We start from the raw sequence: 13,014 nt of genomic DNA, 5'->3' as shown, positions 1-13,014 counted from the left end.
GCGGTCACGCTCCTGGTCGGCTCGCTGGGGAAGGTGGTGTCGCCGGCTCGCCGCTCAGGGCGAGGAGGAGGTCGGCGACCCGGTCCGGGCGCTGGATCTGTGCGCTGTGGCCGCAGCCGGTCAGGATCTCGAGTCGCACGGTGTGCAGGTCCGCGGCCGCTGCCGCGGCCGGGCGCACGTCGCAGATGTGGTCCTCGGCACCCCAGATCAGCAGCACCGGCTCGACCAGCCGTCGCAGGTCGGGAGGACCGGCCTTGATCTCGTCGCTGAGTCGGCGGCCGAGTGCGCCGAACCGGCGGAAGTCGGCCATCCCGCCGAAGTGGGAGCCGTATCGCCGGGCGAGTGTGGGATCCACCGCGCCCCGGGCCAACCGGAGCCGGTAGAAGGCGCAGGCGTAGGCCCGCACGACCGGCGCGGGAACCGGTGCCCGGTACGCGACCTTGAGCAGCGGCCGCAGCCGGGCGAGCGCGTCGTCCATCCGATCGAAGGACCGGTGGAACCCGAGGCCCGCGGGGGAGAGGGCGGCGTAGGCCTCGACGGCGGGCAGGCCCTTCTCCGCGGCGCGCAGCACGGTGAGCCCGCCCATGGAGTTGCCTGCCAGCACCACCGGTCCGCCGACGTGGTCGACGAGCGCGGCGGTGAAGTCGTCGAGCTGGGGCAGCAACGGTGCCCGCTCGAGCGGGCCGCCCTCGCCGAAGCCGGGCATGTCCACCGCGACGGCCTGTCGACCGCGCCGTCCGAGCTCGGCGAGCAGGGGGCGCCAGGTGTCCGCGGAGTCGGAGAAGCCGTGCAGCAGCACGATCGTCGGTCCGGTGCCGCGGGTCTCCAGCGACCGCGTCCGCACTCCGCCGACGACCAGCTGTCGCGTCAGCAACCCCGTCATCGTTCGTAGAGGGCGTCGATGGTGGCGGCGTACTTGTCGGCGATCCCCTTGCGGCGCATCTTCATCGTGGGGGTGAGCTCGTCGCCGTCCGGAAGCCACTCGGTGGCCAGCAGCTCCCAGCGCTTGACCTGCTCGATCCGCGACAGTCGGGTGTTGGCCGCCTCGACGGCGGTGGCGATCGCCTCCCGCACGCGAGGCTCGACGGCCACCGCGCCCGGCGAGGCGTCCTGGAGCCCGTTCGCCGCGGCCCACGCCGCCGCCGCCTCGGGGTCGAGCACGAGCAGCGCCACGTTGTACGGCCGGAGGTCGCCGATGCAGCACGCCTGCCCGATCAACGGCGAGGCATCCTTCAGCGCGCTCTCGATGTTCACGGGCGACATGTTCTTGCCGCCCGCGTTGATGATCAGCTCCTTCTTGCGGTCGACGATGCGGTACCAGCCCGCCTCGTCGACGGTGGCGACGTCCCCGGTGTGCAGCCAGCCCTCGGCGTCGATGGCCTCGGCCGTCTTCTCCACGTCCTTGCGGTACCCGCGCATCACGTGCGGGCCACGCAGCAGCAGCTCGCCGTCGTCCGCGATCCGTGCCTCGGTGCCGGGCATGGGCAGCCCGATCCGGCCGACGCGGATCTCGTCGAGCAGGTTGGTCATGCCCAGGGCGCCGGTCTCGGACATGCCGAACCCCTCCATCAGCGGCAGGCCGAGCGCCAGGAAGAACTCGTGCACCGCGGGTGCGATCGGGGCCGCGCCGGTCATCATCAGCGCGATCCGGTCGAACCCGAGCCTGCCCGCCACGGCGGCCAGCGCGGGTGGCGGCGTCTCCAGGTGTCCGGGCGTGCCCGCCCCGTCCTGACGACGGCGGACCTCGGCCAGCGCGGCCTCCAACGCCTGCTCGACGGCCGAGCGCTGGTCCTCCGGCAGGGCCCCGAAACCACGCAGCAGCGCCTGGCGGAGCTTCTCCCAGATCCGCGGCACCCCGAGGAACCAGGTGGGGCGGACAGCGGCGACCGCGGCGAAGACCTGCGATGCGTCGGCGACGGTGGTGAGTGGCCAGCCGGTCGCCATGTGCAGGTAGTGCGAGAAGATGCGGTCCGCCATGTGCGCCGACGGCAGGTACGACAGGCAGGCGCCGTCGGTGGCGAACGGGAACCGGCGCTCGCAGGTGTCGAGCACGAACATCACGTTGGCGTGGGTCAGCTCCACGCCCTTCGGTGGCCCGGTGGTACCCGAGGTGTAGATCAACGTCGCGACGTCGCTCGGCTCCACGGCCCGCCACGCGGACGCGAGATCGAAGCCCGGGGAGGGGGCGAGGTCGGCGAACGAGTCCTCGCCCACGACCACGACGTGCTCCAGGTGCGGCGTCGAGGCGGCCGCGACCCGCTCGACGAACTGTGGTTCGCAGACCAGGACCCGGTTCTCGGCGTGCCCGAGCAGGTACTCGATCTGATCGGGCGACGAGGTGTTGTAGATGGAGAACGGGACCGCACCCAGGTGCAGGGCGGCCGTGTCCACGAGGTGGAACTCGGGGCGGTTGGTCAGCATGAGGCCGACCGGGTCCCCCCGGCCGACGCCCAGGGCGGCCAGCCCACCGGCGATGCGCTCGACCTCCGCCGCGTACTGCGCCCTGGTCAGCACCGCGTCGCCACCGTGCGCCTGGAGCGCTGGGGCGCTCGGGTCCGCGGCGACGGTCTGCTGGAAGGCGGCACACAGGGTGCCTGCGCCGATGCCCGGGGCGCGCTTCTCGAGCTGTTCCACGGTGCTCATACGCCCAACGACCTTCCGATGATCTCTCGCATGATCTCCGACGTCCCTCCGTAGATCCGACCGATCCGTGCGTCGACGAACGCCCGGCCGATGGGGTACTCGGTCATGTAGCCGTAGCCGCCGAACAGCTGCAGGCAGCGGTCGACGGCCGAGAACTGCAGCTCGCTCGCGGCGAGCTTGGCCATCGCCGCACGCTCGGGGGTGAGCGTCCCGGCGACGAGCTCGTGCAGGCACGAGTCCACGAATGCGCGGGCCATCTCGACCTTCGTGTGCACGTCCGCAAGCTCGAACCGGGTGTTCTGGTAGCTGCTGACCGGCTTGCCGAACGCGGTGCGTTCCTTCGTGTAGGTCAGCGCCAGACGCAGTGCGGCCGCCGCGGACGCGACCCCGGCCACGGCGATCGTCATGCGTTCCTGGGCGAGGTTGCCCACGAGCGCCTTGAACCCGCCGCCCTCGGTGCCGAGCAGGTTGGCCGCCGGAACGCGCGCGGAGTCGAAGAACAGCTCGGCGGTGTCCTGGGCGTGCATGCCGATCTTGTCGAGGTTGCGACCTCGGGTGAAGCCGGGGGTGTCGCGCTCGACGACGAAGAGCGAGAGCCCGGTGTGGCGGTCCTCCGAGGTCCGGGCGGCGACGATGACCACGTCGGCGTTCATCCCGTTGGAGATGAAGGTCTTGCTGCCGTCGAGGACGAAGTGGTCCCCGTCGCGGCGGGCGGTGGTGCGGATGCCTGCGAGGTCCGAGCCGGTACCGGGCTCGGTCATGGCGATCGCGGCGATGAGCTGGCCGGAGGCCAGCCCCGGCATCCAGCGGGCCTGCTGCTCGGCGTCGGCGAGGCCCTGGAAGTAGGGCAGGCAGATGTCGTTGTGCAGGTTGATGCCGAACGAGACGCAGCCGGTGTCGGCGATCTCCTCGGCGATGACGGCGTTGAACCTGAAGTCGTCCACACCGCCGCCGCCGTGTTCCTCGGGCAGGGCCATGCCGAGGAAGCCGGACTTGCCCGCGGCGGCGAAGACCTCGCGGGGGACGATGCCCTCCCGTTCCCAGTCCTGGTAGCCGGGGACCACCTCCGCCTCGAGGAAGGAGCGGAAACTCTGACGGAAGTCCTCGTGCTCGGCCTCGAAGAGGCCGAGCCGGGGAGCGGCGGCGTCGATGCTCATGGGCTGACTATACAGAGCGACTGAACACTCTGTATACCTCAGGCGACCGTGGGCATCTTGCCCAGGTTCGTCGAGACGTCGTGGCCCACCTCGTCCGGGTTCGCGACCTCGCTGCTGCGGTCGCCGTTCTCCACGGCGATGGCGGCGTTGAAGGTGGCGAGGATCTTGCGAGTGGTCTCCTCGTCGTCGTGCGGGAGGATGCGCGAGATCCGGTCGTACGCCTTGAGCAGGGGGCGGATGGCCGGGACGGTGAAGCGCCAGGGCGTGGGCTCGATGTCGAGCATGTCGATGACGTACTTCGGCTGCCAGCCGGTCAGCATGCCGTAGGCCAGCTTGAGCCTGCGCTCGGTCGTCATGAACTTCGCGACGGGACCGGGAAGGACCTCGACGTCGCCCGGCGGGTTCTCGACGCTGAAACGCATGATCGAGTGGACCGTCTTGCGGCACAGGTCGTCCGCGGGCTGTTCGATCAGCTTGTGCAGCGCCGCCTTGCGGCGGGCGTCCTCGTAGTCGGTGTGGAGGATGTCCCCGGGCACGCCGATGACCCAGCCGACATAGCGCGACAGCGCCATGATGTCCTCGATCTCTCGGTCGCTGAACCGGACACCGGAGCGCTGCACGGGGTCGATGAAGCCCACGCCGAACTGTCCGGCCTGGGTGTGCATGGAGTCGAGGTTGTTGATGGGGACGCCCCAGCTCGCCCAGTCCCAGGCGTCCGAGCGGGAGAGGCCGTAGCGGACCGCCGCGTGGATCATGCGGACCTTCGCGGTGAGTCGGAAGCCGTCGGCGAAGCGGCTCATCCCACCCGGGGTGTAGGCGGCGACGATGTAGCGGAAGCTCTCGATCAGTCGTCCGCCCACCCGCTCGGAGTCCTGGAGGCGGCCGCTGAACAGCACGGGCCTCGTCGAGGAGTACATCGAGAAGCCGGTGGCGATGGACGACCAGGCCAGGATGGGCGGCACGATCGGCCCGGCGCGCCAGAAGGCGACGGCGCCGCGGTGCAGCTGGTCGAAGTCCACCCAGTCGGGGATGTGGTCGAGCTCGGCGAACAGGCCCGCCAGGCCGGGGGAGGGCGAGTCGACCGCGTCGATGCCCTTCTCCAGCGCCAGGTTGAAGTTGCTCATCCCAGCGCCGGACACGGAGTTGCGGCTGTCGAGCATGAAGCGGTAGGCGGGGTCGTCGCCCAGGAGGGCGTGGTCCGTGAGTTCCTCGACGTACGACCGTCCGAACATGGCTATCGCCTTGTCGCGATTGTTGATCCGGCCGAGATCGATGCCCTTCGGCAGGCCCTCCGGGACGTCCAGACTGCCCTCGCGCCGCGGCTCCCGGCCCTGCTCTCGCTGGTCTCGGTCCGCGATCGTGCCGGTCATGAGCACTCCTCCTCGTCGATGAGCCAGGTCCGTCACTATGTGTGACAACGCCGACACGAACCCTACGGCCTATTGAACACTGTGTCTACATGCCGTGTATGTTCATCGAGTCCGCCGTACGTACAACGAGGAGGACCAGTGAGCGTTCCGACCGTCGGTGACCGAGTCGACAGCGACGTGCTGGACCGGCTGCTCCGCGAGCGCTGGAGCTGCCGTGGTTTCCGGGAGGAGCCGGTGGCCCCGGCCGTCGTCGAGGAGATCCTGCGGGCCGCCCGGCACGCCCCGTCGTGGTGCAACACGCAGCCGTGGCACCTGCACGTGATCTCGGGGGCCGCGATCGGCCGCTTCCGGGAGGGTCTGGCGGCCCGGGTCGCGGCTGGTCCGCGCGAGGAATCGGACTTCCCCTTCCCCGGCGAGTACACCGGCGTCCACGCCGAGCGTCGACGCGCCTCCGGCTGGCAGCTCTACGACGCGGTGGGTATCGGCAAGGGCGACCGTGCGGCGTCCGGGCGGGAGATGCTCCGCAACTTCGACTGCTTCGGCGCTCCGCACGTCGCGATCGTGACCACCGCCGCCGAGTTGGGGCTCTACGGCGCCGTCGACTGTGGGTTGTTCGTGCAGAGCTTCCTGCTGGCCGCCTACGCCCGGGGGGTCGGAACCGTGCCGCAGGCCGCTCTCGCGAGCCAGGCCCCGTTCATCCGTGAGTTCCTCGGGCTCTCCGAGGAGCGTCGCGTGCTGGTCGGCATCTCGTTCGGGTACCCCGACGACGAGCACCCCACCAACTCGTACCGCACCGACCGCCAGTCGGTCGCGGATCTCGCCACCATCATCGACGACTAGGGGGATGTGATGACGCTGCGCCGCGTGGAGGTCGAGCCGGGGGTCTGTGTCGCCGTGCGTGAGGTCGGCGACGGAGATCCGGTTCTGCTCATCCACGGTTGGACCCTGAGCCTCGAGGCCTGGGACCGGCAGATCCGCGTTCTCGCCGACGCCGGACACCACGTCCTGGCGATGGACCTCCGCGGCCACGGTCGGTCTGACGCCCCCTTCCGCGGCTACGGGATCGATCGTCTCGCCGCCGATGCCGCGGCCGTGCTGCGTGCGCGGACCCATGAGCCCGCGGCGGTCGTCGGCTGGTCGCTCGGCGGGATGACGGCCCTGCGCCTCGCCGCGGACTTCCCCGATCTCGTCGGACGCCTCGTCCTGGTCGGGTCGGCGGGAGTCGCCGGCGCGCGGCAGAGCGGCTTCTCGTTCGGCCCGCCACCCGGTGTCGTGGAGTCGGCCATGCACCGCGGAGAGCACGGCGATCGGGTCGGCTTCCGCAGGCAGTCGTTGATCGACACGTTCGGTTCGGCTCCCGCGCCCCATCTCGTCGACTGGTTGCTCGCGATCTCGTTGCAGACTCCCAGCTGGGCCGCGAACGAGTGCATGACCACTCTGCTGCGGTCCGAGCAGGTCGACGCTCTCGACGGACTGGCCGTGCCGCTCACCCAGATCGCGGGGCTCAAGGACCCGTTCTCGCCGGTCGAGGGCGCGCGATGGGTGCACGAGCGTACCGAGGGCGTGCTGGTGGAGCTGGAGTGCGGCCACTACCCGATGTTCGAGTGCCCGGACGAGTTCGACGTCGTCCTGCAGAAGGCTGTGTCCGCCTGACTCCGTGCTGTGTCCACGCGATCGCACCGAGTGTTCGGCGCGTGTCCAGTCACACTGTTCAGACATGGGATACGCTTCCCGGGTGAGCGTGAACCCGGTGACGCGGCAGCGACCCAGAGCGCACAACGGTCGCTCCGCGTCGGAACAGGCCGTCTTCACGGCGACGGAAGGGCTGCTGGGCGAGCTCTCCCTGCAGGACATCACCGTCGCGAAGATCATCAAACGGGCCGGCGTGTCGCGGGCGAACTTCTACCACTACTTCGCGTCGAAGGCCGACGTGTTAGCGGCCCTGCTCGCACGGCTGCTGGACGAGACCTACGAGGTCGCGGAGTCGCCGTGGCAGGCTCAGCCGGGTAAGGATCGAGCCCGCTCGTTGGACGCGAGCCTTCGCGAGACCGTGGGCATGTGGGCCGAACGCGGCGCGGTCAGCTGCGCGGCGATCGAGAACATCTTCTCGGTCCCGCAGGTCACCGCCGCCTGGCTCGGCATGCGTGAGCGCTTCATCGGAGCCGTCTCGGAGCAGATCGAGCACGAGCGAGCCGGAGGGCGGGCCCCCTCGGGGCCGGCCGCCGAGACGCTCGCGGCCGTGCTGGTCTGCGGTGTCGAGCGCACCTTCCACGTCGGAGCACGCGGATTCGACCCGGCACTCGTCTCGGGTGGAGCGAGGTTCGAGGCATTCACCGAACTCACCTTCGCCGCGATCTACGGCGTGCTCCGATCGGTCGCGCCGCTCGACGTCGACGGCTCGGAGGTGAGCCCCACCGCAGCGCTGCCGCCGGTCCCGGGCGGGTCGACCGGGAACCGGGACGCCGCGAACCCCACGGCCGAGCAGATCCTGCAGCGCGTCGAGCGGTTGCTGGACGAGGTGTCGCTCGAGGATCTCAGTGTCGAGCGCATCATCGCCGACGGCACCGTCTCGCGAGCCACGTTCTACGCCTACTTCAGCAGCAAGGACGACGCCTTCGCCGCCTTGTTCCGGCGGGTGTCCCAGGCGCAGGCCGAAGTCTTCGTGGCCGCCGTGGAGAACCACCGCGCGGACCGTGGTGCCATCCGCACCGCGTTGAGGGACTGGGTCGGGAGCTGGACGAGTCCGGCGATGATGCGCAACGCCTTGCACGAGTGGCCCCGCCGCCCCGAGCTCCGCGAGCCCTACCTCGCCGGACAGGTCCGGTGCGCCGAAGCGCTGGCAGCGCAGATCGAGGCCGATCGCCGGGAGACGGGGGTGACGGGGCCGACGGTCGCGCCCTTGGCGGCGAGTCTGGTGTGGACGATCGAGCGCAGCATCGCGGGAAGCCTTGCGGGAGAGCCGCATCTCGAGGACCTCGATCAGGTCGCGGACGTGCTGGGTGAGCTGCTCGGCGCCGTCCTCGACGCCCCGTGGGTGTCGCGGACAGGCTGATTGACGCTCCGTCTGAACACACTGTATGGTCACGCCATGCAGTCGCTTCCTTCGCCGGTGTCGGCGGACTTCAGAGACGAAGACCTGCGCGACGCACTCGAGTCGGCGAACCTGCCCTCTCTGCTCGCGGCACTCGCGCACCTCACCGGGGAGGATCGGTGGGTCTCCCCGCCGTGGCAGCCGACTCCACCTCCTGACCTGGGTGATCACGACTCTGCGGGGTTCGATGACGAGACCCGTGCAGCTGTGCTCGCCGCGTCGTTCGACACCCTGCGTGCCTGGCGTGACGGCGAGCTCACCCCGGCGCCGACGCCGTCGCCCGAGCGTTTGGTCCGCCTGCTCTCCGCTACCGTGGGTGATCGACTGCCCGAAGACTACGGGCGACTGCTGGGAGAAGAGCTCGGCGCCTACCCGCGGGCGTCGGTCCCCTCGCGGCCGGATCCCGACCGTGAGGTGTCGGTGGTCATCGTCGGGGCCGGCGCTTCAGGTCTGTGTCTGGCCGTCCGGCTGGCGGAGGCGGGTATTCCCTACGTCGTGCTCGAGAAGGGCCACGACGTCGGCGGTACCTGGAACGACAACACCTACCCCGGCTGCGGGGTCGACACGCCCAGCCACCTTTACTCGCTGTCCTTCGCGCCGAACCCGCAGTGGTCGCGCTACTTCGCCCGCCGAGGCGAACTGGCCCGGTACTGGCGTGACCTGGCCGACGAGCACGGTGTCCGCTCGAAGATCAGGTTCGGGACCGAGGTCACGGGTGCGACCTGGGACGACGACGCGGCCGAGTGGGTCACCACGCTCTCGACCGGCGAGGAGATCCGCTCGACCGCGCTGGTCAGCGCGGTCGGCCTGTTGAACGTGCCCAGCATCCCCGCGATCGCCGGACTCGACTCCTTCGAGGGGCCCTGCCTGCACACCGCGCGCTGGGACGCCGACCTCGACCTGACCGGTCAGCGCGTCGCCGTCATCGGGACCGGCGCCAGCGCCATGCAACTGGTCCCTGCGGCGTCGAAGGTCGCGGCGGAGGTGCGCGTGTTCCAGCGTTCGCCGCAGTGGGCCATGCCGCACCCGCTGCAGCCTCGCGAGGTGCCCGAGGCCGTCCACTTCCTCAACCGGCACGTGCCCTGGTACCAGGGCTGGTACCGGCTCCGGCTCTTCTGGCGGATGGGTGACAAGCTGCACGGCCTGCTGCAGATCGATCCCGACTTCGCGCACCCGGACCGCGCGATCAACCGGGGTAACGACGGTCTGCGCAGGTTGCTGACGGGCTTCGTCCAGGCATCGTTGAAGGACCGCCCGGACCTGCTGGAGAAGAGCCTCCCGACCTATCCGCCCTACGGCAAGCGGCTGCTCGTCGACCACGGCTGGTACCGCACGCTGCTCAAGGACAACGTCGAGCTGGTGACCGACGGAATCAGTGAGGTCACACCGAAGGGCGTCCGTACGGCCGACGGCGTCGAGCACGAGGCGGACGTCGTCGTGCTCGCCACCGGCTTCAACGCCGTCAAGGTGTTGGAGACCCTCGACATCCGTGGGCGCGACGGTCGTGCCCTGCACGAGCTCTGGGGCTCTGACGACGGGCGCGCCCACCTGGGCATCTCGGTGCCCGGCTTCCCCAACTTCTTCTGCCTGTACGGGCCCAACACCAACACCGGGCACGGCGGCACCGTCATCGCGGGCACCGAGATCCAGGTCCAGCACGTGACGGCCCTGCTCTCCACCCTCGTCGACGAACGCCTGGCCTCCGTCGAGGTGCGGCAGGAGGCGTTCGACCGGTACGACGCGGAGCTCGGGGAGGCGCTCGACCGCACGATCTGGAACCACCGCGGGATGGACACCTACTACCGCAACAGCAAGGGCCGCATCGTCACCAACAGCCCGTGGCAGTACATCGAGTACTGGAGGAGGACCCATGAACCGGTGCTGGCGGACTTCCACCTGCGGGCCGTCGACGAGCGGGCGGAGGTGACCGCGTGACTGCCGTCGTGAACGGACACAGCGTGGTCGGTGCCACCGTCACCCGGCTGCGTGCCACCTTCGAGGCCGGTCGGACCCGCTCGCTGACCTGGCGCCGTGACCAACTCGAAGGCCTGCACAGGCTGCTGACCGAGCGGGAGAGCGACATCGCGGCGGCGCTCGAGGCCGACCTCGGGCGCAACGCCATGGGCACGTTCATGGGCGACATCGCCCCGGTCACCGCGGAGATCACCCACACCCTGGCCGAGCTGACGAGCTGGGCCGCTCCGCGGAAGGTACGGCTTCCCGCCGGCCAGCAGCCCGGGAAGGCGCGCGTCGTCCCGACCCCCAAGGGCGTCGTGCTCGTCATCGGGGCCTGGAACTTCCCGATCCTGCTCACGCTCCAGCCCGCGGTCAGCGCGCTCGCGGCGGGGAACACCGTCGTCCTCAAGCCGTCCGAGCTCGCGCCGGCGACGGCTGCACTCCTCGCGGACCTGCTGCCGCGCTACGTCGACCCTGCCGCCGTCGCGGTGGTCACCGGCGATGCGGCGGTCAGCACGTCGCTCCTCGCCGAGAGGTTCGATCACGTCTTCTTCACCGGTTCCGACCGCGTGGGGCGCATCGTGCTCGAAGCCTGCGCGAAGGACCTCACGCCCGCAACGCTGGAGCTCGGTGGCAAGAGCCCGGTCATCGTCGCGCGGGACGCCGACCTGGACGTGGCCGCCAGGCGGATCGCCTGGGCGAAGTCCGTGAACGCAGGCCAGGCCTGTATCGCGCCCGACTACGTCCTGGTCGAGGACGCCGTCCGTCCGGCCTTCGTCGAACGGCTGCTGCACCACATCGAGCTCGCCGGCCAGGCCGAGCCGACTCGCATCGTGTCCGAAGCGCACTTCGACCGGCTGGACGGGTTGCTGTCCGGGCACGGCGGCGAGGTCACCGGCGGGGCCCGTGAGCGGGCGACGCGCAGGTTCGCCCCGGCCGTCGTCACCGACCCGGACCCGGACTCCCCGCTGATGCAGGAGGAGATCTTCGGGCCGGTCCTGCCGGTCATCGCCGTGCCGGACCTGGCGTCCGCGGTCCGGTTCGTCGTGGCGCGGCCGCACCCGCTCGCGCTCTACCTGTTCACGAGCTCGGACGCGACCGTCGAACGGGTCCAAGACCTGACGAACTCCGGTTCCTTCTGCGTCAATCACCTGCTCTACCAGCTGCTGGTGCCGGATCTGCCGTTCGGTGGAGTCGGCGCGTCCGGTATCGGCAGCTATCACGGGCAACACGGTTTCGACACCTTCAGCCACCTCCGTGCCGTGCTGCAGAAGCCGACCGCGATCGACCCGTCGTTCGCCTACCCGCCCTACGGCCCCGGCGCACAGAAGCTGCTGCGTCGGGTCATGGGCTGACCGGGCGAGGCCGAGGATGGCCGTCACCGTCGACGCCCACCACAGGACCGCCGCCCCCGTACCGGAGGCGGCGGCGGGCACTCTGTGCGGCGCGTTCCAGCGCACGATCGCCGCTGACCCGATGGCACCCGCCCTTCGCGCTCACGGCCGTGGGCGCGGCCTCACCCGCGCGGAGTACGCGCGCGCGGTCGCCGAGCTCGCGGGCGGGCTCCACGGATTAGGGATAGGGCGCGGCGATCCGGTCGGCCTGATGCTCACCAACCGCCCGGAGTTCCACCTGGTCGATGCGGCCGCACTGCACCTGGGCGCGATTCCCTTCTCGCTCGACACGGATGCCCCGGTCACCGCGGTCGAAGCGGTGCTGCAGCACGCCGAGTGCGAGGTCGTGGTGTGCGAGCCGGCCTTCCTCGAGACGGTGAGCAGCGCCTGGACACCTTCGGTGCGCCACGTGGTCCTCGTCGGCGGTCCACCGACGGCGGGCACGGTCGGGCTGGACCAGTTGCGCCACCACAGGCAAGCCGGGTTCGACTTCCTCGGTGCGTGGCAGAGGGTGCATCCCGACGACGTCGCGACACTGGTCTACGAGGTCGGCCCGGCAGGCCGGGTAGGGGCGGTCGAGCTCACCCACGCGAACCTGATGTACGTACTGGATGCCTGCAGACAGTGGTTTCCGTTCCGCGAGCGGGGAACGTGTCTGTCGCACCTGCCCCACAGCCGACCTGCGGCACGAGTCTTCGGGCACTACCTGCAGATGGTCTCCGGATACGCGCTCACGACCGTCGGTGATCCCGAGCAGCTCGTCGCCGCGATCGCCCGGACCCGGCCGACCTGGCTGTTGGGCGCCTCGCAGACGTGGGACCGGCTCGCCTCAGACCTGCGGGATCGGCTGTCCGGGGTGGCGGAGGCCGTCGCGGCGGTCACCCGGAGACTCGCCTTGGCCGAGCGCGGCGAGTGGGTCGGCGCCGAGCTGGAACGCACCTGCGAGCGGGTCGACGTCCAGCACCTCGCGGCGGTCCGGGCGGAACTCGGGCTGGACCGCTGCGACCTGTTGCTCACCGAGACCGGCCCGGCACCCACGACCCACGACCTCCTGCACGCGCTCGGCCTCCCGCTGGCCGAGTTCTGGGGCGCACCCGAGACCTCGGGGCTGGCGGCGTTGCCGCCGCCCGGTGCCATCCGGGTCGGGAGCGTCGGCACCGCGCTCCCGGGGACCGAGGCCCGCATCGCCGCCGACGGCGAGCTCCTCGTGCGCGGCCCGCACGTGATGCGCGGGTATCGCGGAGATCCTGTGCGCACGAACGAGGCGGTCGGCCCGGAGGGCTGGCTGCACACCGGCCGTCCGGCGGGAACGGACGATGCCGGCTACCTCTGGCCCGCCAGAGGGCGAACGAACACGGTGCCGCATCCCCGCGTGCACCGCAGACACCCCTGACCCCTACCGA

10 protein-coding genes are annotated in these 13,014 nt (G+C 70.6%); 6 read left to right on the top strand and 4 right to left on the bottom strand.

Annotated features, from left to right (window positions below; translation table 11 throughout):
• Positions 1–4: 4 nt before the first annotated feature.
• Genes H5J29_RS00200 through H5J29_RS00185 form a run of 4 tightly spaced genes read right to left on the bottom strand, consistent with a single transcriptional unit; the run spans position 5 to position 5,170 of the window.
• Entirely contained in the window at positions 5–883 is an 879-nt protein-coding gene (locus tag H5J29_RS00200; protein ID WP_181778806.1) for an alpha/beta fold hydrolase, read from the bottom strand.
• Entirely contained in the window at positions 880–2,643 is a 1,764-nt protein-coding gene (locus H5J29_RS00195; protein WP_181778805.1) for an AMP-dependent synthetase/ligase, read from the bottom strand. The genes H5J29_RS00200 and H5J29_RS00195 overlap by 4 nt, the downstream gene beginning before the upstream one ends.
• The gene (locus H5J29_RS00190) at positions 2,640–3,800 is read right to left on the bottom strand and encodes an acyl-CoA dehydrogenase family protein (RefSeq protein WP_181778804.1); all 1,161 of its coding nucleotides are present in this window, start codon (positions 3,798–3,800) and stop codon (positions 2,640–2,642) included. Before H5J29_RS00190 ends, H5J29_RS00195 begins: the two co-directional genes overlap by 4 nt.
• 38 nt (positions 3,801–3,838) lie before the next feature.
• Positions 3,839–5,170: an oxygenase MpaB family protein gene (locus H5J29_RS00185; RefSeq protein WP_181778803.1), complete on the bottom strand. Its 1,332-nt coding sequence runs from the start codon at positions 5,168–5,170 to the stop codon at positions 3,839–3,841.
• Between the two features lie 138 nt (positions 5,171–5,308).
• Between H5J29_RS00185 and H5J29_RS00180 the strand changes: the two genes are divergently transcribed.
• The 6 genes from H5J29_RS00180 to H5J29_RS00155 all read left to right on the top strand — a co-directional run bounded on the left by H5J29_RS00180 (position 5,309) and on the right by H5J29_RS00155 (position 13,004).
• Positions 5,309–6,010 carry a nitroreductase gene (locus H5J29_RS00180; RefSeq protein WP_181778802.1) on the top strand — a complete coding sequence of 234 codons (702 nt, stop codon included), beginning with the start codon at positions 5,309–5,311 and terminating at the stop codon, positions 6,008–6,010.
• Positions 6,011–6,019: 9 nt separating this feature from the next.
• Positions 6,020–6,823: an alpha/beta fold hydrolase gene (locus tag H5J29_RS00175; protein WP_181778801.1), complete on the top strand. Its 804-nt coding sequence runs from the start codon at positions 6,020–6,022 to the stop codon at positions 6,821–6,823.
• Between the two features lie 82 nt (positions 6,824–6,905).
• On the top strand, positions 6,906–8,222 hold the full coding sequence (locus H5J29_RS00170; protein WP_220186824.1) for a TetR/AcrR family transcriptional regulator: 1,317 nt from the start codon (positions 6,906–6,908) through the stop codon (positions 8,220–8,222).
• A gap of 351 nt (positions 8,223–8,573) precedes the next feature.
• Positions 8,574–10,196: a flavin-containing monooxygenase gene (locus H5J29_RS00165; RefSeq protein ID WP_312858003.1), complete on the top strand. Its 1,623-nt coding sequence runs from the start codon at positions 8,574–8,576 to the stop codon at positions 10,194–10,196.
• Positions 10,193–11,572 carry an aldehyde dehydrogenase family protein gene (locus H5J29_RS00160; RefSeq protein WP_181778798.1) on the top strand — a complete coding sequence of 460 codons (1,380 nt, stop codon included), beginning with the start codon at positions 10,193–10,195 and terminating at the stop codon, positions 11,570–11,572. Before H5J29_RS00165 ends, H5J29_RS00160 begins: the two co-directional genes overlap by 4 nt.
• Before the next feature lie 16 nt (positions 11,573–11,588).
• On the top strand, positions 11,589–13,004 hold the full coding sequence (locus H5J29_RS00155; RefSeq protein WP_181778797.1) for an AMP-binding protein: 1,416 nt from the start codon (positions 11,589–11,591) through the stop codon (positions 13,002–13,004).
• The last annotated feature ends 10 nt before the right edge of the window (positions 13,005–13,014 follow it).

The organism is Pseudonocardia pini, from assembly GCF_013870575.1.
Classification (GTDB): domain Bacteria; phylum Actinomycetota; class Actinomycetes; order Mycobacteriales; family Pseudonocardiaceae; genus Pseudonocardia; species Pseudonocardia pini.
Note: the sequence above shows the minus strand (reverse complement) of the source record. Positions and strands in the feature narration are given on the sequence as shown.